Here is a 24119-nt window from a genome sequence, read left to right on the forward strand (position 1 = left end):
GTTAACCCTTCACGCTGCCCGCCGTAGTGCTGCTCAGGAAGTAGCGTTGCAACAGCAGGAACACCACCAGCATGGGAAGCATCGTGATCACGGTAGCGGCCAGAAGGGTACTCCAGTCCACGCCGAACTGGCCCACCAGCCGCGCCAGCGCCAGTTGCAGGGTCGATTTGTTCTCGCTGGTCAGCACGATGAAGGGCCACACGAAGTCGTTCCAGCGCCAGGTGAAACTGAAAATCGCCAGGGTCGCCAGCGCCGGGATGCTCAGCGGCAGGATGATGCGCCAGTAGATACCCCACTCGCTCGCGCCGTCCACGCGGGCGGCCTCCAGAATCTCGTCGGGAATGCTGAGCATGTACTGGCGCAGCAGGAAGACCCCGGTGGGCGTCGCGGCAGGGGGAATGATGATGCCCCACAGCGAGTCTGTCAGGCCGATCTGCCGCAGCACCAGAAAGATCGGCACCATGATGACCTGAAGGGGAATCATGATGGTCGCCAGCGTCAGCAGGAACAGAAACCCCCGGCCCTTGAAGCGGTACTTCGCCAGCGCGAAGGCCGCCAGCGAGTTGGTGAAGAGGGCCAGCAGCGTACTCATGACCGCGACGAACAGACTGTTGCTGGCGTACAGGCCGAAATTCCCGGTCGTCAGCGCATTCTGGTAGTTGGCCGGGGTGGGTTCCGTGGGGAGCAGAGTCGGCGGGAAGGCGAACAGCTCCGCACCGGACTTGAAGCTGGAGAGGACCACCCAGATCACCGGCAGCAGGAAGAACACGGCCAGCAGCAGCGCCAGCACCTGCCACAGGGGGTTTTTCTTGCGCCTCGATCGGCGCAGCACGGCGCGGGGCGCTTCGGTGGGAACGGCAGTAGCAGGAACCGTCACGTGGACTCCTTGAACAGTGGGAACACGGGAAAGGGAAGGAGAGCGCCGCAGTCTCAGCGCCTCCCTCAGTCTTCTCTGGCGATCCGGGTCTGGACGAAGGTCAGCAGCATCAGCACCGCGAACAGCACCACCGACTGGGCGCTGGCGTAACTGGGGTTTCCACCCTCAAAGGCGCTCTGGTAGATGTTCTGCACCAGAAGTTTGGTGCTGTCGCCGGGACCGCCGCTGGTCAGGACCAGGATGATCTCGAAGGCCTTGAAGGCGTTGATGGTCGCCAGGATCGTCACCAGCATGGTGGTCGGCACCAGCAGGGGCACGGTGATCTTCCAGAAACGCTGCGCGGGGCTGGCCCCGTCCACCTCTGCCGCCTCGTACATGTCGGTGGGAATGGTGTTCAGCCCGCCGATGAACAGCACCATGTAAAACCCGGTCATGCTCCAGACGCTGGCGAGGGTCACCAGCACCCGCGCCCAGGTCACGTCCGTGAGCCAGGGGATCGGGCTGCCGCCCGTCATGGTGAGCAGGGCGTTGATGATGCCGAGTTCCGTTCCGAACATCCAGCGCCACGCCACGCCCACCACCACGGGCGACAGGATGACCGGCAGATAGAACCCCACGCGGGCGATGGAACTCGCCAGGGTGGTTTCCTTGAGCATCAGCGCCAGCGCGAGGCTCAGCACCACCACCATGACCACCACCGCGCCCACGTACCACAGGGTGTTGAGCAGGGCGCGAAGGAAGGCACCGTCCTGGAGCAGTTCCTGATAGTTCTGCAACCCGACGAAGTTTCCCAGCCCGGTGGTGAAGTTCCCGTCGAAGAGCGAGAAGCCCAGGCCGTAGATCATGGGAAGCAGCACGAACAGACTGAAAATCAGGGTATTTGGGGCCACGAACAGGTAGGGGACGAGACCTTTGCGGGTGCGGTAGTTCACGGGCTTCTCCAGCGGGACAACGCCAGGACAGCGCTCAGCTTTCAGCCCTGGCCGGTGGTGCAGGCGAATGACGGCTGAAAGCTGGCGGCTTTCCCGCGCTTCCCGTTTTTATTTCAGGTTCTTGTTGCCCTCTGCCGTGATGGCCTCCAGCGCCTGCTTGCTGGTCTGCTGGCCCAGCAGCACCTTGACGATCTGGTCGCGGATGAACGTGTTGATCTTCGCCATGGCGGGATTCGACCAGTCCCTGCCCACGTAACTGGGCGTGATGCTCAGGTCGCTCTGGTAGATGGCGATCTCATCGTCGAAGGTGCCGTACTTCACGCCCCTGGCGTCCTTGCGGGCCGAGAGGGTCATGTTGTCCTTGGAAAAGGCGATGTTGATGTCCTTGCCGGTGAGCCACTGGATGAACTTCGCGCCCTCCGCCGGGTTCCTGCTGTCCTTGAACCCCATCAGGAACTTGCCGCCGGGCACGGTGCTGCGAATCTTGTCCTTGGGCAGCGGAGCCACACCCCACTGGAAATTCTTGACCTGGCTCAGTTGCGTGAGGTTCCAGTTGCCGCTCATGTACATGGCGCTGAGTCCGCTCTTGAACAGGCTGGAGGGGTCCTCGCCGGACAGCCACTGGCTCCTGGGAATGAGACCATCCTTGACCATGTCGGCGAAGAAGTCGATGGCGCGCTCCGACTGCGGCGTGTTCACCGCCATCTTCTTGCCACTGGCATCAAGGTAGCGCCCACCGGCCTGGTACAGCATGGTGCTGAACCGCAGGGTCGTGTAATCGAAGCTCAGGCCAAAGCGGCACTTGCTGTTCTTGGTCACCGTTTCCAGGGCCTGACGCCACTGTGCCCAGGTCCACGGGCGCAGGGGATTGGTCGGGACGGCCACCTTGGCTTCCCTGAAGCAGTCCTTGTTGTAGAACAGCCCGTTGGCGGTGACGTCGAGCGGTGCCCCGATCACGCGGTTGCCCTTCTTGATGTAGGGCACCTGTGAGGAGAGGAACTGATTGGCGAAGGTGGTCCCGTTGGTGTACTTGCCCAGATCGGACGCCACCGGGTCGAACTCCGCGATGTTCGCCGTGACCACACGGGCCACGTCCGGCGGAGTTTTCCCGGCCACCATCAGTTGCAGTTTCTGCGTGAGCTGCTGGAAGGGAACGTAGGTGACGCTCACATCCACGTCCGGGTTGGCCTTCTCGTACATCAGGACGTACTTGTCGAAAATGGTCTGCTCTGCCGGGGCCTCCGTGAACCACACGACCTGAAGGTCGGTCTTGGCCTGGGCACTGGCGAGGGACAGCGCGGCGAGCAATGCGGCGAAACGTCTCATACATCCTCCTTGGGAGTTGGGAAGGGCAGAATGAAGGGATCGGGGGCGGCCTGACTTGCCGTCAGGTCCCCCGTGAAGGTCAGGGGACGCCCGTCAGGCACGGCGAGGGATACGCGGATGTGGTCGAAGCGGGGCCGGTAGCCAGCGTGCAGCACCTCGCTGTGCAGTTCCAGGGCGTCGTCACAGCGGAAGGTGAAGCGGATGGCGGTGGAGGCACCGTGCTGATGTGCCAGCGTCAGCCCGTCGTCCTCGTACAGCGTGAAGGTGGTTTCGCTGTGCTGGCCGGGGTACAGCAGCAGCGTGCGTTCGGTGTCCAGTTCCGCACTGATAGAGGGCATGACCGGGCCGACGGGCACGATGGCACCTTCGCGGACCAGCAGCGGCGTCCGTTCCAACGGGGCCGGCGCGGTGAAGGTGCCGCTGAGGCATGGCCCGCCGTGGAAGTCGTACCACGCCCCCGGCAGCGTTCGGGTAATCTGCCGCTCCCCTTCACCCACCTGGGGAAACAGCAGGAACGGCCCCAGCAACGCGTCGAACCCCGGATCGTGCATGAGGTCGGGGAACTCGTACATCAGCGGGCGTTGAATGGGCGCGCCGGTCCGGGTGTGTTCCCAGAACAGGCTGTACAGGTAGGGCAGGAGACGGTAGCGCAGGCGGATGGCCTCACGGGCGGCGTCCTCGACCTCCGGATGGCTCCAGGGTTCGGTGGGCGGATTCTTCCACGAGTGGATGGAAAAGCGCGGATAGCCCACCGCGTGCTGAATCCAGCGCAGCAGCAGCTCGGCCCCCGGCGCGTCCCCCACGAAGCCGCCCACGTCGTGCCCGTTGCTGGCATACCCGCTCAGCCCCAGGCCCAGGCCGATGGACGTGTTGAACCGCAGGTTCTTCCAGCTGGTGAGGTTGTCGCCCGACCACGTTTGGGCCAGCCGTTGCGTCCCCAGCGAGGCCGAGCGGGTAATCAGGAAGGGGCGCAGGTGGGTCCGGGCCGACTGCTCACGCTGCGCGGCGGCGGAGGCGGTCGCCATGCCCAGAATCTGCTCGCTCGGGAAGGTGGGCCGCCCATCCACGCCGAACATCGGGGCGTCCAGCGCGAACTCGTTGTTGTCGTTCCACACCCCATCGATCCCGCGCTCCAGAACCTCCGTGCGGACCTGGGTCTGCCACCACTCACGGGCGACCGGATTCGTGAAGTCCAGCCATGAGCCGTCCCCTCCCCAGAACATGGCGACCTGCGTTTCGCCCGTTTCGTCCCGGAGAAAGGCCCCCTGTTCCTGGAGCGTGGCGTATTTGGGGTGCTCCAGCAGCAGCGCCGGTTTGATGTTGGCGATGGTGCGGATGCCCTGCCGATGCAGGCCCGCGATCAACGCCTCGGGATCGGGAACAGTCTGGCGGTTCCACTCGAACACGAAGCGCTTCCCGTCGTGCATGGAGTACCCGCTGGAGAGGTGCATCCCGTCGCAGGGCACGTCCCGGCGGCGCACCTCCGCCGCGAACCCGAGCAGGGCCGACACCGGGTCGGGGGCGTCCGTGTAGGCCATGCTGGAGGCCAGATACCCCAGCGACCAGCGCGGCGGCATGTCCGGGCGGCCCAGGAGAGTGGTCAGGCGCGTGAGCAGGGTAGGGAGCGTCGCCGCCGCCACCACGACGTAGCGCAGCCAGTCGCCCTGCACTTCCGTGAACGTGTAAAAGCCGTTGTAGGCGTGCCGCTCGCAGCCGCAGTCGATGGTCATGGGCTGAGGCTGGTCGTAGATGAGGGCACTCCACACCTCACCCCGCCGGGTCACGATGACCGGCCAGTGCTTGTACATGGGGTCGCCCGTCTCCGGGTCGTACCCCAGGGCGTCTCTGGGGGTCAGGGTGTAACGCCGTCCATTCTTCTGAAGCGGGCCGCTGACCTCGCCGACCCCGAAGGTGAGGTCCTCCGGTGCCTGCACACGGGTGTGCCGTATGTTTCCGTCGCGCGTCCATACGTAGGCTCGCTCGGGATGATCTTCCAGGAAAGGCTGTTCCTGATAGGCCCACTGGAGTGCGTAGGGACTGTCCTGCACACTGACGGTCAGTTCTGCCGGGCCGTCCTCGTTCAGGTGCAGGAGACGCGATTCGGGGAGTGGGCCGCCCTCTCCCAGAGTGACCCGCATAGCCCAGGGTGTGAGCCGTTCATGCCGGGGCTGGAGAAAGGCAGCCGTCAGAGGGCGGGGTCGGGTGGGAGCCTGGGCAGACATGGGCTTGCCTCACAGTCGGGGCGAGAGGAGGGGCTTCAGCAGAGGCTGAGCCGTTCAACTTCAGGAAACCGGTTCCCTATACTGTAGCCAAAGCCATTGGCCCTGTCAATCAACGGGGCACATTCCCGGCCTCTGAACGACGGGCTGTCCGGTTTGCATGGGGCACTGGGACGATCCCGATATCGATAGGTTTGTTGGTCCGGCGGGTGGCGGCTGGATGGGTGGTTTGAGGTGGTCGACAGGGAAGGCTGTGCCCCATCCGAGGAAAACGCCGCGCAGGGAAGTTGTGGGGGCAGGCGCATGTGGGCATGGCCCGCGCCTTCCTCTTCCCCGCCTTCCTCGCCGCGCTTCAGGGCGAACGGCTGGGGACCCCGCCGACTTTGCGACTTTGCGGGAAGGGGGACGGGTGCAACTCGTCCTCGACGCGGCCATGCTCGTCGTCCACGCTGCGAGGTCATGAGGTTTTCTCGGAGTGCGATCAGCACACTCATCCGCGTTTACAATGCCGAGGGCAGACAGGCCGTCGTGGACAAGCGTCAATTCAACACATCCGAACCTGCTTTGAATGCCCAACAACAAGACAAGTTATAAGGAACGCGGCGGTCCGGTCCCACTCGACCGATCAGATCGAGCAGGTCGGTGAGGATGAGGTGGGGCTGGACGTGGGGCCACGCCCCCGCCAACTCCCGCCCTCACTTCGTGTCGTACCAGTTCGGCCCCACCCCGACCTCCACGGCGAGGGGCACGCTGAGCCGCGCCGCGCCCTCCATCACCTCGCGGGTGAGGCGGCTCGCCTCGTCCACCCGGTCCCCCGGCACCTCGATCAGCAGTTCGTCGTGGACTTGCAGCAGGAGGCGGGCACCCAGGGCCTCCAATTCGCGGTCGAGCTGGACCATCGCCACCTTGATGATGTCGGCGGCGGTGCCCTGAATGGGCATGTTGTAGGTCAGCCGCTCCCCGGCCTCGCGCACGTTGCGGTTCTGCGCCTTCAGCTCGGGCACGTAGCGGCGGCGACCGTACAGCGTCTCCACATAGCCGTGTTCGCGCCCGAACTCCAGCGTGCGCTCGATGTAGCCCCGGATGCCCGGGTAGGTGCTGAAGTAGATGTCGATGAAGGACGCTGCCTCGCTGTAGGAGATGGAGAGGTCGTTGCTCAGGCGGTGGGCGCTCATGCCGTACAGCACGCCGAAGTTGACCGTCTTCGCGGCGCGGCGCTGCTGGGAGCTGACCGTCGCCTCCTCCAGCCCCAGCACCTGCGCGGCGGTGCGGCGGTGGATGTCGGCCCCCTCCCGGAACGCCTGCTGCATCAGGGGATCGTCGGCGATATGCGCGAGCAGCCGCAGCTCGATCTGCGAGTAGTCGGCGCTGAGGAGCACGTAGCCCTCGTCCGCGACGAAGCCCTTGCGAATCTCGCGGCCCAGCTCCGAGCGGATGGGGATGTTCTGGAGGTTGGGGTTCAGGCTGCTCAGCCGCCCCGTCGCCACCGCCGTCTGCGCGAAGGTGGTGTGGAGCCGCCCCGTGCGCGGGTTCACGAGGTTGGGGAGGGGATCGAGGTACGTGCCGCGCAGCTTCTCCAGCTCGCGGTATTCGAGGAGCGCCGGGATGATGGGATGCTCGTCGCGCAGGGGTTCGAGGGCGGAGACGGCGGTGGACCGCTTGCCCGTCAGCTTCGTCTTCTTGCCCGTGGCGAGGCCGAGTTCGTCGTACAGCACGGCCTCCAGTTGGTCGCGGCTGCGGATGGGAAACTCGCGCCCGGCATGGCGGTAAATCTCGGCCTCCAACTCCTGAATCCGCGAGGTCGTCGCCCCCGCCAGCCCCCGGATGTACTCGCTGTCGAGCCGGACGCCGCGCACCTCCATGCGGGTAAGCACGCCTGCGAGCGGTTTTTCCATCTCCTCGTAGAGTTTGCGGCGCGGTTCATCGAGTTGAGCAGGAAGTTCGTCCAGCAGCCGCCGCGTCATCACCGCGCGTCCGGCGGCGTCGGCGGGCCACGTCACCCTCAGATACCGCTCGGCCACCGTGGGCATGTTCGTGTTCGCCGGGTCGAGGAGGTAGGCGGCGAGGAGGGGGTCGTCGCCCGGCTCCACGACGGTTCCGCGCACGCTGAGATGCGCCGCCAGCGCCTTCGCGCCCGCCGCCGTCACCGTTCGCTGCCCGACGAACTCGGCGTCGGAGACGGTGGGGGGAAAGAGCGCGGCGGCCTTCTGTGCGGTTTTCTCGGCGGCCTTCCTCGCCTTTTCCGCCGCCTTCTGCTCGGCTTTGGTGAGGGGGCGCGTCTCCTCCGACCCGTCCTGGAGAAGCGGTGCCTCGGGTGAGGCGGCTTGCAGCACGGCCATCGCCCCGTCGGCCTCGTGGGGTCGCTCCTCCACGGGGGCCACCCGCGCCACCCGCCCGTCGTAGGTCGCCGCCGCGAGCAGGTCGGCGGTCAGGTCGTCCTCGCGCGACAGCACGAAGCCCCACGTCACGCCCTCGCCGGGGGTGCGCCACTCGCCCACCTCGATCTCGGCGGGGGCCTCCTGCGGGGTGGGGTCCGGCTCGCTGATCTCCGGCGCGGGCTGTCCCAGCGTGGTCAGCTCCCGCTTGAGGCTGACGAGTTCCAGTTCGTCGAGCAGTTGCTCCAGCCGGGCCGGATCGCCCGCGCCGCGCAACGCCCCCAGTTCCACCTTCAGCGGCAGGTCCGTCACCATCCGCGATAGGTCGCGGCTGAAGCGCACGTCGGCCTCCGAGGCGAGGAGCTTCTCGCGGGTGCCCTTCGGTTCGAGGCTTCCGTCCTGCGCGCGGGCGAGCACCGTGTCGAGGTCGCCGTACTCCTGGAGCAGCTTCGCCGCCGTCTTCGGCCCGATGCCCTTCGCGCCGGGGATATTGTCGCTCGCGTCGCCCGTCAGCGCGCGGTAGTCCACCCACTGCCGCACGGTCACGCCGTACTTCTCCCGCACCTCGTCCGGCCCGATCAGGGCGAAGTCGTTGGCGATCACCCGCACGTGGTCGTCGAGGAGCTGGTAGGCGTCGCGGTCGGAGGTCACGATGCGGACCTGAAAGCCCTTGCCCTCGGCCATGCGGGTCAGCGAGGCGATCACGTCGTCGGCCTCGAAACCGGGTTCCTCCAGCCGGGGAAAACCAATTGCGTCCACGACCTCCCGAATGCGGTCGATCTGGCCGGGCAGGTCCGAGGGCGTCTGCGCGCGGCCCGACTTGTAGCCCTCGTACTGCTCGTGCCGGAAGGTTTTCACGGGCGGGTCGAACACCACGATGATCTGGTTGGACGCCTGCCGCGCCAGCCGTAGCGTGAAGCGCAGAAACCCGAGGATGGCGTGCGTCGCCTCGCCCTTGCTGCTGCTCAGCGGCGGCAGCGCGAAATACGAGCGGAAGGCCAGCGCGTGCCCGTCTATCAGGACGAGCGTATCGGGCGAGGGGACGGGGGCAGTCATGGAGGCATTCTACGGAGGGGCGGCGGGCGGGGAGGGGAAGGGATGACGGATTGATGAGGGCGTGTGGCGTGTGGCACGTGGCTTGTAGAGACTGGCTTGTGGAGCTGTGGTTTTGCTCCTCTCCCTTGAGGGGGGAGGCCGGGAGGGGGTGAAGCGGGCCTGGCGTCCAGGCTAACGGGGAGGGAGAAGGCCTGCTCTTGCGGTGGAGTTGGTCACACGCCCCCTCACCCCAGCCCTCTCCCACGAGGGGAGAGGGAGCAAAAACAGCCGTCTGCCAGACCTAAATTCCCACCCGTCCCCGCTCCTCCACGACCGCCGCGAGCGCCCCGGCGACCTCATGAATCTCCGCCTCGTCGGGACCCTCCACCATGACGCGGATCAGGTTCTCGGTGCCGCTGGGACGCAGGTTGACGCGGCCCCGGCCCTGAAGGCGGGCTTCCGCCTGCGCGACGGCGGCCTGAACCTCCAGGTCGCGGGCGATGGCCTTCTTGTCGCCGACGCGGACATTCTTCAGCGTCTGCGGGAACATCACGAGTTCGTCGTGGAGTTCGTCCAGTGTGGTGCTGAGCTTCCTCATGGCCCCCAGGGTGAGCAGCGCAGTCAGCACGCCGTCCCCGGTGGGCGACACGTCGAGGAAGAGGACGTGCCCGCTCTGCTCGCCGCCGAGGGTCAGGCCCCGCTCGTGCAGCCGCTCGTGAACGTAGCGGTCGCCGACGGCGGTGCGCTCCAGAGGAATACCCGCCTCACGCAACTTGACCTCCAGCGCCATGTTCGCCATCAGGGTCGTCACCACGCCCCGGTCCTGCCGGGCGCGGGCGTTCAGCAGCAGCATGTGGTCGCCCTGCACCTCGTTCCCGCGCGAGTCCACGAACAGCGCCCGGTCCGCGTCGCCGTCGAAGGCCACGCCGAGGTGGTAGTCGCCGCCTTGCACAATTTGCTTGAGGTGATCCAGATGCGTGCTGCCGCAGCCCCGGTTGATGTTGCGCCCGTCGGGGGTGGTGTACACGGCGAACACGTCCGCCCCCGCCGCCTGGAAGACCCGTGGGCCGACCCGGTACGCCGCCCCGTTCGCGCAGTCGAGCGCCACCCGCAGCCCTGTGAGGTCGGGGGCGTGCGAGCGCAGGAAATTCACGTACAGCCGCTCGGCCTCCGCGTAGTTCGTGACCGAGCCGAGGTCCACGCCCGTCACGGGAGCGAGGGTTTCCACCTCGTCTATCGCGGCCTCGATCTCATGCTCGGTGGCGTCGCTGAGTTTCCCGCCCTCCCTGCCGAAGAACTTAATCCCGTTGTCCTGGTACGGGTTGTGTGAGGCGCTGATGACCACGCCCGCGTCGGCCCCGAGGTGGCGGGTGAGGTAACTCACGCCCGGCGTGGGCAAGACCCCGACGTGGACGACGTTCACGCCCCGGCTCGTCAGCCCCGCCGCGAGGGCCGCCTCCAGCATGTCGCCGCTCTGCCGGGTGTCCTTGCCGATCACCACGCTGGGATGCGGATTCTGCCGCCGCAGCACCTCGCCCGCCGCCGCGCCCAGCGTCATCACCCACGCCGCCGTCAACGGGAACTCACCCGCGACCGCGCGCACGCCGTCCGTTCCGAAATACTTCCGCTCGCTCATCGTGTCGTCAGTGTACCCCCGTGAGTGCCGTGTGTATGACGCTCATGGGGGGAGGGGCTGGAAGGCGGCGTCTTTTGTTCTCCTGGGAACGTCGAAACTGTCTCTCAATCTTGCGTTCAGGGACGAACCCTTCCGGAACTCCTGGCTCTGCCGTCGCGTAACCTGGGGCATGAGTGGATTTTCTGGCGGCTCCTTTTCGTTCAGTAGCAGCGGCAAGCGTCGTGGCGTGTTCGGGGGGCACCGCAGCAGCAGCGGGCACCGGGGCGGCTTTCTCGGCGGCGTGGTGGGCCACAGCCACAGCAGCGGCCACCGGGGGCGCTTCGTCGGGGGCGGGCACTACCGTCAGGTGAAGCGCCGGAGCGGCCTGGGCTGCCTCGGCGTCTTCCTCGTCGGGGCGGCGCTCGCGGGCGGCTCGGTGGTCGGGCTGTTCGCGCTCTTCGTTTGAGACTGGGCCATACCTTAAAAGACTGGCGGGACGCCCTGCGCGGGGACGGTCCCGCCGTCTCCTCCCGTGTGTGGCCCGCCGAATTGCGCGCCGCCTTTCCCGGCCCGCGTCGCCGGGTGGAGGCGTGGGTGGGGGAGGGGGCGGCCTTCGCCCGGTACGCCTCCGCTCACGGTCCCCTCTTCCTGAAGTACCTTCCCGCCGGATGGCACGACGCCCGCGCGTTCCGGCGGCTGGCGCGGGAGGCCGCCTACCTGCGCGACCTCGCGCCCCGCTCGCCCGTGCCGCACGCGCCGCTGCTCCACGCGGCCCTCGACCCGGATGGCCTGCGCGCTCACCTCCTCACCCGCGACCTCACGGACACGACGACGGGGTGGGGTGCCTTTGGGACGGATGCCACGCGGGAGGCGGCCCTGCTGGAAATCGCGCGCCTCCTCGCCCGCCACCACGCCTTCTGGTTGAATCGACCGGAACTCACAGGAGATTGGGAGTGGGACGCGGCCCGCGCCGTGCGTCATGCTCAGCGGGTCGCCGCCGACCTCGGCCCAAGTTGGACGGACGCTGAGCGACGGGCAGTTCAGGAGGCTGCCCGCGCTCTGCCCGACCTGCTCGCCGCCACACGCGGCGTCACGCTGGCCCACGGCGACCTGCACGCGGGGCAGGTGTTGTGGCCGAAAGACGGCGGCCCGCCCATCCTGATCGACTACGGGCAGGCGCACGGCTCGCCGCTCGGGGAGGACCTCGCGCACCTGCTCCATGTCCGCCTGGACGCGCCCGACCGCATCCGCCTCGGCCCGGAACTGCGGGAGGCGTACCGGGCCGAACTCGCCGCGCACGGCCACGCCCTCATGCCTTCGCAACTCGCCGCCGAGGAGCGGACGGGTCTCGCCCTGAACGTGTTGAGTACGGCGCGGCAGGCCCGGCGGGAGGCGGGGAGCGGGGTGCGAAACGCTCTGGAGCGGGTGGCGCTGGCTTGGCAGGAGGTCGTTCAACCCACGCCCAGAAACACCCGGTAACGGTCCAACTCCGCCTCCAGCCCTCTCCTCAGCGCCACTGTCTCCCGTACGCCGGGCACGAACTGCACGTCGGCGCGTAACTCTCCACCCTCCACCCGCAGATTCGCCCAGCCCACCGCGCGCTCGGCCTGAAAGATGGGCAGCGCGTAGTAGCCGAACTGCCGTTTCGCGGCGGGTGTGTACGCCTCCAGCCGGTACGTCCACCCGTGCAGCAGCGTGAAGCGGCGGCGGTCCCACACGAGGGGGTCGAACGGCCCGACGATCCGCACGCCGCGAGGAATGGGCAACGCGCCCGCGTCCCACTCGGCGGGCCACACGTACCGCACGCCGTCCACCCGCGTGCCCGTCAGCTCCTCCCTGACCGCCACCCTGAGCGCCGCGCGCAACTCGCCGGATAAGTGTGGCAGCCCGAAGCGCGACAGGCTGACGAGGTAGCCGAGGCTCGCCTCCGGCAGCGGCCCATACAACGCGGCGAGAAGGTGGACGGCCCCACGCACGCGCTCGGCGGTGGTGAGGGGAGCCGCCCGCAACGCCGCGAGGTGGGGAGCCGGGCCGTAGAGCCGCACGCCGCCCAGCCGCCGCGTCACCCGCACCTCGCCCCGGCGGTGGAGGAGGTCCAGCGCCCGCGTCGTCGCCGCCGACTGACCGCCCCAGGCGTTGACCATCCGGCCCCGGCCCAGCGCGGCGGCCACCTCGCGCGGGTGAACCTCCTCCCGCCCCGACACCATCGCCCGCACGGTGTCCAGCAACTCGGGGTGCTCATGTTCCAGACGGCTCTCCCCGACCTCGCGCGGGTGGAGGAGGGCCTGCACCGCCCGCGTCACGAAGCCGTAGTTGGGCAGCATGTCCTCCTCGATGCCCAGCGCGGGATACAGCCGCTCCAGGTCGCCCGCCCGGTAGCCGCGCGCCCTCTGCATGAGCGTGAGGTCCTGCGCGCGGGCCGGGACGCGGATGGGATCGGCTTGCAAGAAACCCATCCGGCCCAGCGCCACCGCGAGCGACGTGCGTGGCCCGAGTGTTCGGAAGGCGAAGGCCCTCACCCCGGCGGGGGAGAGGGGGAAGGGGTGGTCGGGCATGGAGCGCAAGGTAGCGTGAAGGCCAGGCCCGACCTACCGCCGCCACGCCCTCACGATTCCGGCAAGGCCAGTCAGCGCGACCGACGCCAGCACCACCGTGTTCGGTTGAAAGTGCGTGCCCTGCCCGTCGCTCACCCACGCCCCGAGGGGAACGCTCACGCCGCCGCCCCCACCGCCGCCGTTCTCTCCCGCGTCCCCGCCCGCCCCCACGCCGAACACGACGAGCGAGACGGGCGTGAGCGTCCCGCTCGGGGTGGGCACCGTCTCGCCCTGCGTGGCGTGCACGCCCAGGGTCAGGACCGTCTCGGCCAGCCGCACGGAGAGGTTCATGCCGCCCACTGTACGGCTCAGGCGCGCTCGGCCTTCCCGGTTTCGATCCCCGTTCTCGGCCACACGACGAGCACCACGCCCGCCAGGATGACCGCGACGGCGACCCAGCCGAGAGCCGTCAGCGTCTCGCCGCCCAGGCCGACGCCGAGGAGGACCGCCACGACCGGATTGACGTAGGCGTAGCTCGTGGCGAGGGCCGGGCGGGTGTGCGCCACGAGGTACATGTAGGCGCTGTACGCGGCCACGCTCCCGAAGAGGGTGAGGTAGACGAGGGCAACCAGGCTCGCGGCGGTCGGCATACCCCAGCGTTCCCCGAACAGGAGGCTGAGCAGCCCCAGCAGCACCCCGCCCGTCAGCATCTCGGCGGCGCTGCCCATCAGCCCGGCGGGGAGGGGCAGGTGCCGCGACCACTGGCTTCCGAACGTCCAGCACAGCGGCGCGAGGATAAGGAGGAGCGCGGCGAGCGGTGTCGTCCGCAACTCCCCCACGTTCAGCAGCGCGATCCCGACCAAACCAACGCCGATGCCCAGCCACTCGCGCCCGCCCGTGCGCTCGCCCCACAGCCGGGCGAACAGCGCGGCGAAGAGGGGAGAGACGGCGAGGACGAGCGCCGCGACGCTGCTGCTCGCGTCCCTTTCGGCCAGCGTGACGAGGCCCGTGCCGCCCCCCAGCAGCAGCAGCCCGACGACGGCGCTCGCGCCCCACTCCCGCCGGGTCGGTGCGGGGACGCCCCGCCAGCGCAGGAAGGCGTACATCAGCGCCCCGGCGACGAGGAAGCGCAGGGCGAGCATCCCCAGCGGCGGCAGGCTCTCAATCGCCACCTTGATTCCGAAATAGGTGCTGCCCCACACGACATACACCAGCCCGAGGCAGAGCAGAACGGTGGGCGTCAAACCGGGAGCGCGGGCGGCGGTGGGGGACACCCGAAGAGCATAGGTCCGTGGGACGGATTTGCCGCATCGCGCCCGGCGGCCCCGACCTACACTGGCGCGCGTGTCGATTTCCGAGCGCCACTGGACTCTCCTTCTCGCGGGCGGCGTGCTGACCGTCGGTGCGTTCGCCCTCGGCCCCGTCGCCCTGCCCCAGACGCGGGCACCCGTCGTGACCCGTGCCGAGTTGCCCTCACCCGCCGCCGGGGAGCCGGTCGCCGCGCCCGAGTACCCCACCACGGCGAGCGTGAAGCCGCTCATCTCGGGCAAGATCAACCTCAACTCCGCCTCTCAGGAGCAGTTGGAGGCGCTGCCCAGGGTTGGCCCGGCCCTCGCCGCGCGGATCGTGGCGGGGCGGCCCTACCACAGCCTCGCCGACCTGGACCGGGTGAGCGGGATCGGGCCGTCCGCCCTCGCCACCCTCACGCCGCTCGTGACCTTCTGATGGTGGGCCGACACGCCACATCCGGTGCTGGTGTGAGGCCGCAGAGCGTCAGCCCGACGCGCGCCACCTCGGGCCGTCTCGCGTGGCCCGTCCCCCTCGCCTGCGGCGTGATCGGCGGCATCCTGCTCGGGTTGGGCGTTGGGTGGGGCGTTCTCGCCGTCCTGCTCGGCGTGGTCCTCATCGTGCTGGACGGTCGGGCGGCGCTGGCCCTCCTCGCGCTCGTTGGGGCGGGCCTCGGGTTCGGGTCACAACGCCTGAACGCCGCCCAGCCCGACCACATGGCCCCGTGGGTCGGCGCGCTCGTCACCCTGACGGGCGACTGGGACGGCCAGTTCCTGAGCCTCTCGGACCCGCCCGCGCGGGTGGCCGTGTCGCCCAGACCGCGCGTGCCACCGGGCCGGGTCGTCCTGAGCGGTCGCCTCGTGCGTCCGGAGGGGCGGGACGTGCCGGGCGGCTTCGATCAGGCGGCGTGGCTGCGCGGGCAGGGCGGGCTGCTGGTGCCCACGCCGACGACCGTGCTCGTCGGGGCGCGGGTGAAGACGAGTACGCCGGAGGGCGGGATGCGCGGCTGGTTCCGCCGTGGCCTGACCGCCGGGCTGGGCCAGCGGCAGGCGGCCCTGATGCAGGCAATAGAACTCGGCGACCGGGGCGATATCGGGCGTGAGGACTTCGAGGAAGGGTACTCGGTGCGCGACGCCTTCGCCCGCTCAGGTCTCTCGCACCTCATGGCGCTCAGCGGTCAGAACGTCGCCCTGCTCACGGGCGCGGTGATCGGGCTGCTGATGTGGCTGCGGGTGCCGCTGGGGTGGCGGTACGGGCTGGCCGCCGGTTTCCTGATTCCGTACCTCGCCCTCGTCAACGTGTCCCCCAGCATCCTCCGCGCCGTGCTGATGGGTATGGCCGTCCTCCTCGCCTATGCCATCGGGCGAGGGAAACCCGATCCCCTCGCCGTGATCGCCCTCGCCGCCGTCGCCTGCCTGCTGCCCTTCCCGCTGTGGCTGCTGGACGTGGGCTTTCAACTCTCCTTCCTGGCCGTGCTCGGTCTCACCCTGTCAGGGCAGGCGGCGGCGCGGCTCCCGGCACGGTGGCCGCTGTGGCTGCGGCTGGCGCTCGTCGCCACGGTCCTCGCCGAACTCGCCACCCTGCCCGTCATCGCGGGGACGTTCGGGCAGCTTCCGCTCGTCGGCCTGCCCGCCAACCTCGTCGCGGGCGTCATCATGGCGGCGCTCGTGCCGCTGGGCTTTGTGGCGGGGCTGCTCGGTCCGCTCGCCGTCGTCGTGAACTGGGCGAACGGCCTGCTCGCCTCCGCCCTGCTCGGCGTGGTGGAGCTGTTCGGGCGTGCCCCAGTCCTGACGTGGGGTGCCATCGGCCCGGCGGGTCTCGTCGCCTACGCGGTCGCCGCGCTGGCGGGCGTGCTGTGGCTGCGGGGCCGCGTCCGGGCACCCGTGGCGCTGGGCACATTGCTCGCGTGTGCCTTCCTAACCCTCCTGCCCGGCCTGCTGCGGCCCACCCGCGAGCTGGTCTTTCTGGACATCGGCCAGGGCGACAGCACCCTCGTCCGCGCCCCCGGCCTGAGCGTCCTCGTGGACGGCGGCGGCTCGGTGGGCAGCGACTACGACGTGGGCGGGCGGACGGTCGTCCCCGCCCTGCGTGCATTGGGGGTCAGAAGCCTCTCCACCGTCATTGCAACCCACGCCGACACCGACCATATCGAGGGCCTCTCCGCCGTCCTCCGCTCCCTCCCGGTCGGTGAACTCTGGATCGGTCAGCCCAAGACGGATGACCCCGTGCTGACGGCGCTCCTCACCGTCGCCCGTGAGGAGGGCGTGCCCGTCCGCGAGGTCCGGCGCGGCGACCGGGTGACGGCGGAGGACGTGACGCTCACCGTCCTGTGGCCCCCGCAGGGCGCGTGGCAGCCCGAGGACAACGAGAACAGCGTCGCCCTCACCGTGGAGTCGCCCGGCTTCCGCGCCGCCCTGCTGGGCGACCTCTCCTCCGGGATGGAGGTGCGGCTGGGCGTCGGCGACCTCGACCTCCTCAAGGCCGCGCACCACGGCAGCCGCCACAGTACGGGTTCGGCCATTCTGCGCGAGAGCACGCCCGCCGACGTGCTGGTGAGCGTGGGCCGCAACACCTATGGCCACCCCCACTCCGACGTTCTGGCGCGAGTCGCTGAGGCGGGGGCGCGGGTGTGGCGCACTGACCAGAGAGGGACCGTGCGCTGGCAGCTGCCCTGAGCAGGACAGAAGGGTAAAGACGCGCGAGCTTGCCCGGAGAGGCATCGAGGCGCAAGCTGAGATTGATGACAGATGACAGATGACGAGTTAGGTGTCATCGAAGCCAGATTGAAGAACACGACCTCTGGTCCCTGGCACGTCATTTTCACAGATGACGCTCTGTATCAGGGTGCAGTGTACGTAGGCCGTACCCCATGAGGGAAGCAGCTAGATGGCGTCTACGCAGATCATGGACGCGGTAAGAAACTTCCTGCTGAGGGCAAAATTGACTGTGGGGACGTAATAGCTATCACATGTCTGCAAAGTCCTGCTCTCGCGCTTGAAGAGGAGTTTGACGAAAACGTAGTCTTTATTGCTCGTGCACGTGATGACATTCTATCCCTCATTGCCGAAATACGTCGTTTGCAAGCCCTCTTGGCGGAACGCCTATAAAGGAAGCCCGCCGGAATCGCTCCCAGCGGGCCTGCTTGGTGGGCTGAGACTTACTCGCCCTGCTTTGCCTCGTCCCCAGCGCCCTCGGTCTTGGCGTCGTCCTTCTTGTCGCTGCCGAGGCCGAACTGCGCGAAGAGGTCGGCGTACACGTCGCCCAGCTTCGTGCTGATCTTGCCGCCGCCCTGCGAGGCGTCCTTGGCGTTGAAGGCGTAGTCCGCCCCACCGCCCCGGCCACCGCGTCCACCGCTGCGTCCACCGCCCTGCCCGCCGCCGCCACCGCTGTACCGGTCGCTGCGGGTGCCGCCGCCCTGGCTCACGTAGTCGCGCACCGGGCCGCCGCCGCCCAGCGCCCGACGCCGCGAGAGGCTGGCGCGCTGCTCCACGGGATCGATGTTGAGGATCACGGCCTCGATCTCGTCGCCCTTCTTGAAGAGGTCGGCGGGGTTGTTCACGCGCTGCGTGTCGAGTTCGCTGATGTGGATCAGGCCCTCGATGCCCTCCTCGATCTCCATGAACACGCCGAAGTCGGTCATGCCCGTGATCTTGCCCTTGACGGGGGTGCCGGGCGGGTAGCGGTCGGGCAGCGCGCTCCACGGATCGTCCGTGGTCTGGCGAATGCCAAGGGAGATGCGCCGCTCCTTGGGGTCGATCCGCAGGATGACGGCCTCGACCTCGTCGCCTTCCTTCATCACCTCGTTGGGGTGACGCACACGCTTGGTCCAGCTCATCTCGCTGACGTGGACGAGGCCCTCCAGCCCGCTCTCCAGCTCCACGAAGGCACCGAAGTTGGTCAGGTTCGTGACCTTGCCCTTCACCCGCTGGCCGATATGGTACTTCTCGACCGCGCCCTCCCAGGGGTCCTGGGTCAGCGACTTCATCGAGAGGTTGATGCGCTCGCGGCCCTCGTCCACGTCGATAACCTGCACCTGCACCTTGTCGCCCACCTTCACCACGTCGCGCGGGTGATTGAAGCGGCCATAGGTCAGTTCGCTGCGGTGCACCAGCCCGTCGATGCCGCCCAGGTTGACGAACACCCCGAAGTCGGTGATCTCGACGACCTCGCCCTCGAAGGTGGCACCGGGAAGGAGCTTGTTCACCGTCGCCTCGCGCGCCTGGGCCTTCTGGGCCTCCATGATCGCGCGGTGGCTGATGATCACGCGGTTGCGCTTGCGGTTCAGCTCGATCAGCTTGACCATCAGGGGCTTGCCGACGTAGGGATCGAGGTCGTTCACCCGCCGCGTGTCCACCTGCGAGGCGGGCAGGAAGGCCCGGATGCCCTCGACCTGCGCCACGAGGCCCCCGCGCACCTTCTCCAGCACCTCGACCTCGAAAGCCTCGTCGCGCTCCTGCATCCGCTCCAGGACGCGCCAGCCCTTGTCCTGATCGGCCCGCTTCTTGCTCAGGACGATCTGGCTGTTGGCGAGGTCCACCCGCACGACGTACGCCTCGATCTTGTCGCCGGGCTTGTACATCGCCTGGGCTTCTTCCAGCGTCACCGGCTCCTCGGCGATCTGGTTGAGGGGAATGGTGCCCTCCACCTTCGCGCCGACGTCCACGGCGATGCCCTCGTTCCCGATGAACACGACGGTGCCGTCCACGATGTCGCCCCGGCTGACCGACTGGTGTTCGGTCGCCTCGCTGGCGAGCACGTCCTCCATCGTCATGGCAGGGTAGTCGCGGTCGTCGCTGCCGCCTGCCTGGGTGGGGGCGGCCTGGGTCACGGGCGCAACGCTGATCTGCGGGGCGTCCGTCTGCTCGGTGCCCGGCGTGGGCTGAGTGGTCCCGCCATCTGCGACGGGGGTCTGGGTCTGGTCTTCCATGAACTCCTGCTCCTCCTGGGTGCCCGGCACTTCACGCGCCCGGCTCCACATATCCTGTACCTGCGCTGGAGCGCGGCAACACCACACTCTAGCACCACCCGTCCAGGGGGGGCAAGCACGGCTTGCACGCGGTCCAATCGACATTCAATGAGTTTTGTCACTCGCGCTGTGATGAGGAGGGGCCGCGCGGTGATTGACGGCGGGAGAAGGCGCGGCTATACTCCCTCACGCTCACCCATTCAGAAGGCGTGAGCCGCCAGAGCAGATGTTGGGGCATCGTCTAATGGCAGGACGTCGGTTTCTGGCACCGTTAATCAAGGTTCGAGTCCTTGTGCCCCAGCCAGAAAACCAGAGAAAAAGTCCCGCCTTCGGGCGGGGTTTTTCATTGCGGCGCGTTCCGTCCTGTTGGGGCCGCGCACACGCACATGTGCACACGGCCCCGGCGGGGTCAGCCTAGCGGCAGAGGTCCTGCTTACACACGTCGAGGACGGCCCATTCGCGGCCCGTCTGCACCTGGAGTTTGAGGTACAGGGTGCCGTTCACGAGGGCGTAGCTGTCGCCCTGGGTGGCGTCCAGTTGAGCTGGCGTGACCTTTTTGAGGCGGCTCCGGCTGTCGATCCACCAATCGCGGTAGATGTACGGCTCGCCCGTGAACGGCAGGGTCAGCCGCAGCCAGTTGCCCACAGCTCGGTTGTCCAGCCCGATACGCAGGCGGTTGGGTGCTCCCCGCTCGTAGCGCAGAGCATAGTGTGCCTGGGCGGGCAGCGCCGAGGAGACGTAGGTGCGGCGTCCCGGCACGCCCGCGAACGTCACGTTCGCCCCGTCCGTCCGGGTCACGGTGAGCTTGCCCGCCCCGCTCCCCGAAACGTCCTCAAACCACGCCTTGCCGTAGGGCTTGTCGCACACGTAGGCGTTCCAGGCGGCCCGGTGCCCGCAGCTCGCGTCCCACAGCAGGGGCGCGCTGGCGGTCACGTAGCGCCCGGCGGTGCCCGTCACGCTGCCGTCGGTGTCGAGGAACACGGCGGCCTGATCGCCGTCGCTCTCGGCACTGGGGTTTTCGAGGTACACCGGAGTGGCGTTCACGAAGGTCAGGCCACGCGCCCAATTGCGCGGGCTGACCGGAAAGTGGTTCTTGCGAACGAAGCCGAGCGCCGAAGCCGGACGTTGGGTGTTGGGCTGGAAGTTGGCGAAGACCACGCCCTCGGCACCCACGCGCCCGTCGTAGAACTCGTAGCCGCGAATGGGGAAGCTCGGGTCCCAGTGCCGGGGCAGGCTGCGTCCGCCCAGGCCAACCGTCTCCCAGTTGTGTGTCTGGCCGACGTTGGCCGTCTCGCCCACGACCAGCCCGCCCGAGAAGGTGGTGTCGAAGCTCGCGAAGGTCGCCCCGATGCCGTTGTCCGCGAGCGTGGCGTTCTTGAGGACGTGATTCCTGCCGCGCAGCCAGACGCCGTGGCTGCGGTTCTTGTAGGCGGTGAAGTTCTCAAACACGGTGGTGACGCCCTCTGACTTCTCATCGGCGGGATTCACGCGCGCCTCGTGGTAGACCGTCTCGATGGTGCCGTCCGGGCGGGGGCCGTCGTCCACGTTCAGCCCACGCTCGACGTAGGAGTGGGCCACGTTGTCCTTGAACAGCCGCAGGGCCGTGCGGCGCGGCCAGATGCTGGTGGTGGCGCTCAGCCCGGTCGGGTTCTGTGGCAGGCCGTACCAGAAGCCCGTCCCGTCCCCGCCCGCCGCGACGTTCCCGCGCAGGGTGTTGTCGGGGTTTGTGACCCAGTAGGTCGCCGCGCCCGGCACGCCCCGGTCGCTTGGCAAGACCGCCTTCCCGGCGGCGGCGTTCCTCGTGCTCAGGCCGAGGTTGTTCTCCAGCACATTGCCGACCTCGGCACCGTCCTCCAGGAAGAAGCAGTGGCCCACCGTGCCGGCGGCGACGTTGCCCCGCACCGTGAGGTTGTTCGTGCCGTGAATCGTGACGCAGCGGTTGAACAGGCCGTGCAGGCTGTTGTTCCTGACGTAGGACGTGCTCGCGTCCCCGAGCATGTGAAAGTGCAGGGGGTAACGCCGATTGATGCCGAGTTGCCCCATGCGGGTGAATTGCGCGTTCTCAACCCGTGCCCGCGAGCCGCCCATGATCATGACGTGCCCGCCGAAGCCGCCCGCGCTGGAGCTACTCTCGCCCTGAACGGTCACGTTGCGCGAGAGCAGGCCCACCTCACCTCGCTCGCTCAGCGTGCGCCCCGCGAAGGTGTGGACCTCGCCGTAGTGCCCGTTCTTTAGAGGAGCCGTCAGCGTCACGGTCGTGCCACTCACGCCCGCCACCACCGCCGTCTCTGCCTGCGTGTGATCGAAGTCGGTACTTGCCAGGACGATGGTGTCCCCCCCCTTCCAGTTCGGTGTCTCCGTGAGCGTCAGCGCCGCCTGACCCGCCCGTGCCGTCGCGGCGAGGCGCGTCCAGCTCAACCTCGGCTGACCGTGCAGCTCCAGGGTGCCGCCCCCCATCAGCCCGATGAACTTGTCGCCCATGTCCATGACGTTCTCGCCGGGCCGGGCGTCCGTCAGGGTGATCGTCGCCCGGTGGGTGAAGGGCTGCGCCTCGGTGCCGATTTCCAGCCGTCCCCCATGCACCATGATCCAGTCGGTTCGCAGCTCCCGGTCGGCACCGTCCTCGAAGACCAGCGCACTCCCAGCCGGGATCGTCACGCTCCCCAGGCGCGGCGGCGAAACGTCGAGCAGCACGATCTTGCCCGCCGGAATGGTCACGCTCGCCCCCTCGGCGGGCACCTTCCCACCCCAGGTGGAGGCGTTCGACCACCGCACCGTCACGGCGCTCGCCTCCACCGTCGGGGCCGAGCCGCCCGAATGGACGTGGGTGCCCGTCTCCCCCTCTGGTGTCCCGGAGGTGCTGGCGCAGGCCAGCAGAAGCAGCGTCAACAACGAACCGGCAATCGCGCGTTTCTTCACGTGTGCTTAATGACATACACAGGAATGAACTGTCTGTGAAGAATTGGTTGAAAACTTAAATGACGGCTAGGGCATTTGTTGTAAGAAAATTGTAAGAGTTATAGAAAACGTTGTGTGGATTGTAGAAAAGCCTCCTCCGTCGTAGCCTGCCCGGTCGGCTCTCATCCTCCAATAAACTTGTATAGATTTTCGCCCAAACTTTTATACTTCAGGCCTCATCGCTTTAAAAAGTAAAGTGTGCCCGGCTGACCTTCGCCAAAGGTGGCCGGTGGTACGCTTTTGCCATGACGAGTGGCTCCCAGACGACGCAGGACTACGACGTGGTGATCGTCGGCGGCGGTCCCGCCGGGCTGACGGCGGCGATCTACACGGGCCGCGCGAACCTGAAGACCGTGATTCTGGAAAAGGGCCTGCCCGGCGGCCAGATCGCCCAGACAGAGGACGTGGAGAATTACCCCGGCTTTCCCGAGCCGATCAGCGGCATGGAGCTGTCGCAGCGCATGGTGCAGCAGGCCGAGAAGTTCGGTTCCCGCATCGAGATGGAGGAGGTCGAGGCCATCGAGTGCGTGCCCGGCGGGCGTGAGCATACCTTCACCGTGCGCGGCTACGGGGCTACCTACCGCGCCCGCAGCGTGATCCTCGCCACCGGGGCCAATCCCAAGCGGCTGAACGTGCCCGGCGAGGAACACTTCTGGGGCAAGGGCGTCTCGACCTGCGCGACCTGCGACGGCTTCTTCTACCGGGGCAAGCGGGTCGTCGTGATCGGCGGCGGCGACGCGGCGGTGGAGGAGGGCCTCTTCCTGACGAAGTTCGCCGACGAGGTGACGCTGATCCACCGCCGGGACACGCTGCGCGCGAACAAGGTGGCCCAGGCCCGCGCCTTCTCCAACCCCAAGATGAAATTCGTCTGGGACACCGTGGTCGAGGAGATTCAGGGCGAGGACAGCGTGACCGGCGTGCATCTGAAGAACCTCAAGACGGGCGAGGTGACGGATATGCCCACCGACGGCGTGTTCGTCTTCATCGGGCACGTGCCGAACACCGACTTCGTGCAGGGCACCGTGAGGCTCCGCGACGACGGTTACGTGGAAGTCACCGACGAGATTTACACCAGCGTGCCCCTGCTCTTCGCGGCGGGCGACGTGTCGGACTACGTGTACCGCCAGCTCGCCACCAGCGTTGGTGCCGGGACGCGGGCCGCGATGAGCGCCGAACGTGCGCTGGCCGCGCTGGAGGTCGAGGCCGGGACGGTGGCGGCGGACGACTGAGCCGGACCTCACCTCGCCCGTGACCGAATTGCTCTCTGTGGTTCGGTCACTCTCCTTTTCACTGCCGTTCCGCTGGCGGCTGGAAGCTGGCCGCCCTATCCTCCCCCTATGCCCACCCTCTCCATTCCCGCCCGAGTGGCCCGCAAAGTGCGCGGGTATGCGGGCAAGGTGGGGCGGCTGACGCGCAGCCTGAGCGCCACGCAGGCCAAACCAGACGACCGTTGGGCGTGTTCCTGGCTGACTCCCCCCGAACGGCGCGTCTACCTCGGCATGGACGCCCGCGACCGCGACCACGCCTGCCGCGTGACCCGTCACCTCCTGCGTGACCACCCCGCCGCCGCGCCCGACCTCGTGGCCGCCGCCCTGCTGCACGACTGCGGCAAGAGCGTCCGCCCGTACCGGGTCGCCGAGCGGGTGCTGGTCGGCGTGGTGCCCAACCGCCTCGCGCGGCTTGTTCCCCTCGGTCCGCTCGCCGTGCGCGCCTACCACCCCGAACTCGGGGCCGAACTCCTCGCGCGGGCCGGGGCACGCTCCCGCGTCGCCCGCCTCGTCGCCCGGCACCACCACGCGGGCGGCGACCCCGACGCGGCGCTGCTCCACCATTACGACGATCTGGAGTGAGGGAAGATGGGTGCTGACCTATGCAGGCTCGGTTGCTCGGCTCCAAGATTGGAGAGCAGGAAAACGGCGTCCCAGACGAGTTCGTGTAACTCTCCGCCCAGAGCTTGTGTATGCGGTTGACTTCCCGCGCATCCCGCGCTATCTT

Annotated in this window: 17 protein-coding genes and 1 tRNA gene; 7 read left to right on the forward strand and 11 right to left on the reverse strand. The window is 68.1% G+C overall.

Annotated features, from left to right (window positions below):
* Window position 1: 1 nt before the first annotated feature.
* The 6 genes from V3W47_RS05765 to glmM form a co-directional block, all read right to left on the reverse strand.
* A complete protein-coding gene (locus V3W47_RS05765) occupies window positions 2-877 on the reverse strand; it encodes a carbohydrate ABC transporter permease (protein ID WP_331824234.1) in 876 nt (291 codons plus the stop codon).
* 65 nt (window positions 878-942) lie between these two features.
* Entirely contained in the window at window positions 943-1809 is an 867-nt protein-coding gene (locus V3W47_RS05770) for a carbohydrate ABC transporter permease (RefSeq protein ID WP_331824235.1), read from the reverse strand.
* A 108-nt stretch (window positions 1810-1917) separates the two neighbouring features.
* A complete protein-coding gene (locus V3W47_RS05775) occupies window positions 1918-3135 on the reverse strand; it encodes an ABC transporter substrate-binding protein (protein ID WP_331824236.1) in 1218 nt (405 codons plus the stop codon).
* Window positions 3132-5273 (reverse strand): TIM-barrel domain-containing protein, encoded by a 2142-nt coding sequence (locus tag V3W47_RS05780; RefSeq protein WP_331824237.1) that lies wholly within the window; start codon window positions 5271-5273, stop codon window positions 3132-3134. Before V3W47_RS05780 ends, V3W47_RS05775 begins: the two co-directional genes overlap by 4 nt.
* A gap of 776 nt (window positions 5274-6049) precedes the next feature.
* Window positions 6050-8785, reverse strand: a complete 2736-nt coding sequence (polA, locus tag V3W47_RS05785) for a DNA polymerase I (protein WP_331824238.1) — start codon at window positions 8783-8785, stop codon at window positions 6050-6052.
* A gap of 280 nt (window positions 8786-9065) precedes the next feature.
* A complete protein-coding gene (gene glmM / locus V3W47_RS05790) occupies window positions 9066-10400 on the reverse strand; it encodes a phosphoglucosamine mutase (RefSeq protein WP_331824239.1) in 1335 nt (444 codons plus the stop codon).
* A 169-nt stretch (window positions 10401-10569) separates the two neighbouring features.
* Here glmM and V3W47_RS05795 point away from each other — a divergent pair, with 169 nt between their 5' ends.
* Together V3W47_RS05795 and V3W47_RS05800 are read left to right on the forward strand one after the other, a co-directional pair.
* Window positions 10570-10845 carry a hypothetical protein gene (locus V3W47_RS05795; RefSeq protein WP_331824240.1) on the forward strand — a complete coding sequence of 92 codons (276 nt, stop codon included), beginning with the start codon at window positions 10570-10572 and terminating at the stop codon, window positions 10843-10845.
* Window positions 10842-11858, forward strand: coding sequence for a phosphotransferase family protein (locus tag V3W47_RS05800; protein ID WP_331824241.1), 1017 nt, complete (start codon window positions 10842-10844; stop codon window positions 11856-11858). Before V3W47_RS05795 ends, V3W47_RS05800 begins: the two co-directional genes overlap by 4 nt.
* Here the strand turns inward: V3W47_RS05800 and V3W47_RS05805 are convergent.
* From V3W47_RS05805 to yedA, 3 genes are read right to left on the reverse strand one after another with little or no spacing between them, the layout of a single operon-like run.
* The gene (locus V3W47_RS05805; RefSeq protein ID WP_331824242.1) at window positions 11831-12934 is read right to left on the reverse strand and encodes a DNA glycosylase AlkZ-like family protein; all 1104 of its coding nucleotides are present in this window, start codon (window positions 12932-12934) and stop codon (window positions 11831-11833) included. The two genes, V3W47_RS05800 and V3W47_RS05805, sit on opposite strands and share 28 nt — an antisense overlap.
* 33 nt (window positions 12935-12967) lie before the next feature.
* On the reverse strand, window positions 12968-13264 hold the full coding sequence (locus tag V3W47_RS05810) for a hypothetical protein (RefSeq protein ID WP_331824243.1): 297 nt from the start codon (window positions 13262-13264) through the stop codon (window positions 12968-12970).
* 17 nt (window positions 13265-13281) lie between these two features.
* The gene (yedA, locus tag V3W47_RS05815) at window positions 13282-14187 is read right to left on the reverse strand and encodes a drug/metabolite exporter YedA (protein WP_331824244.1); all 906 of its coding nucleotides are present in this window, start codon (window positions 14185-14187) and stop codon (window positions 13282-13284) included.
* A 70-nt stretch (window positions 14188-14257) separates the two neighbouring features.
* Between yedA and V3W47_RS05820 the strand changes: the two genes are divergently transcribed.
* Window positions 14258-14638 (forward strand): ComEA family DNA-binding protein, encoded by a 381-nt coding sequence (locus V3W47_RS05820; RefSeq protein WP_331824245.1) that lies wholly within the window; start codon window positions 14258-14260, stop codon window positions 14636-14638.
* Window positions 14638-16875 carry a DNA internalization-related competence protein ComEC/Rec2 gene (locus tag V3W47_RS05825; protein WP_331824246.1) on the forward strand — a complete coding sequence of 746 codons (2238 nt, stop codon included), beginning with the start codon at window positions 14638-14640 and terminating at the stop codon, window positions 16873-16875. The genes V3W47_RS05820 and V3W47_RS05825 overlap by 1 nt, the downstream gene beginning before the upstream one ends.
* Before the next feature lie 482 nt (window positions 16876-17357).
* On the opposite strand, the gene V3W47_RS05830 is transcribed toward V3W47_RS05825, so the two are convergent.
* The gene (locus tag V3W47_RS05830) at window positions 17358-19127 is read right to left on the reverse strand and encodes a 30S ribosomal protein S1 (protein WP_331824247.1); all 1770 of its coding nucleotides are present in this window, start codon (window positions 19125-19127) and stop codon (window positions 17358-17360) included.
* A 269-nt stretch (window positions 19128-19396) separates the two neighbouring features.
* Between V3W47_RS05830 and V3W47_RS05835 the strand changes: the two genes are divergently transcribed.
* Window positions 19397-19470, forward strand: a tRNA-Gln gene (locus V3W47_RS05835).
* A 110-nt stretch (window positions 19471-19580) separates the two neighbouring features.
* Here V3W47_RS05835 and V3W47_RS05840 read toward each other — a convergent pair.
* Window positions 19581-22085, reverse strand: a complete 2505-nt coding sequence (locus V3W47_RS05840; protein WP_331824248.1) for a G8 domain-containing protein — start codon at window positions 22083-22085, stop codon at window positions 19581-19583.
* 284 nt (window positions 22086-22369) lie between these two features.
* Between V3W47_RS05840 and trxB the strand changes: the two genes are divergently transcribed.
* Together trxB and V3W47_RS05850 are read left to right on the forward strand one after the other, a co-directional pair.
* Window positions 22370-23353, forward strand: a complete 984-nt coding sequence (gene trxB, locus V3W47_RS05845) for a thioredoxin-disulfide reductase (RefSeq protein ID WP_331824249.1) — start codon at window positions 22370-22372, stop codon at window positions 23351-23353.
* Between the two features lie 108 nt (window positions 23354-23461).
* Window positions 23462-23974 (forward strand): HD domain-containing protein, encoded by a 513-nt coding sequence (locus V3W47_RS05850; RefSeq protein ID WP_331824250.1) that lies wholly within the window; start codon window positions 23462-23464, stop codon window positions 23972-23974.
* The last annotated feature ends 145 nt before the right edge of the window (window positions 23975-24119 follow it).

Origin of the sequence: Deinococcus sp. YIM 134068, from assembly GCF_036543075.1 — a bacterium.
GTDB lineage: Bacteria > Deinococcota > Deinococci > Deinococcales > Deinococcaceae > Deinococcus > Deinococcus lichenicola.

Coding starts and splice junctions, on each gene's coding strand:
- V3W47_RS05775 (WP_331824236.1), bottom strand. CDS start 3,135: ATGAGACGTTTCGCCGCATTGCTCGCCGCGCTGTCCCTCGCCAGTGCC.
- V3W47_RS05780 (WP_331824237.1), bottom strand. CDS start 5,273: ATGCGGGTCACTCTGGGAGAGGGCGGCCCACTCCCCGAATCGCGTCTC.
- polA (WP_331824238.1), bottom strand. CDS start 8,785: ATGACTGCCCCCGTCCCCTCGCCCGATACGCTCGTCCTGATAGACGGG.
- glmM (WP_331824239.1), bottom strand. CDS start 10,400: ATGAGCGAGCGGAAGTATTTCGGAACGGACGGCGTGCGCGCGGTCGCG.
- V3W47_RS05795 (WP_331824240.1), top strand. CDS start 10,570: ATGAGTGGATTTTCTGGCGGCTCCTTTTCGTTCAGTAGCAGCGGCAAG.
- V3W47_RS05805 (WP_331824242.1), bottom strand. CDS start 12,934: ATGCCCGACCACCCCTTCCCCCTCTCCCCCGCCGGGGTGAGGGCCTTC.
- V3W47_RS05810 (WP_331824243.1), bottom strand. CDS start 13,264: ATGAACCTCTCCGTGCGGCTGGCCGAGACGGTCCTGACCCTGGGCGTG.
- V3W47_RS05825 (WP_331824246.1), top strand. CDS start 14,638: ATGGTGGGCCGACACGCCACATCCGGTGCTGGTGTGAGGCCGCAGAGC.
- V3W47_RS05830 (WP_331824247.1), bottom strand. CDS start 19,127: ATGGAAGACCAGACCCAGACCCCCGTCGCAGATGGCGGGACCACTCAG.
- trxB (WP_331824249.1), top strand. CDS start 22,370: ATGACGAGTGGCTCCCAGACGACGCAGGACTACGACGTGGTGATCGTC.
- V3W47_RS05850 (WP_331824250.1), top strand. CDS start 23,462: ATGCCCACCCTCTCCATTCCCGCCCGAGTGGCCCGCAAAGTGCGCGGG.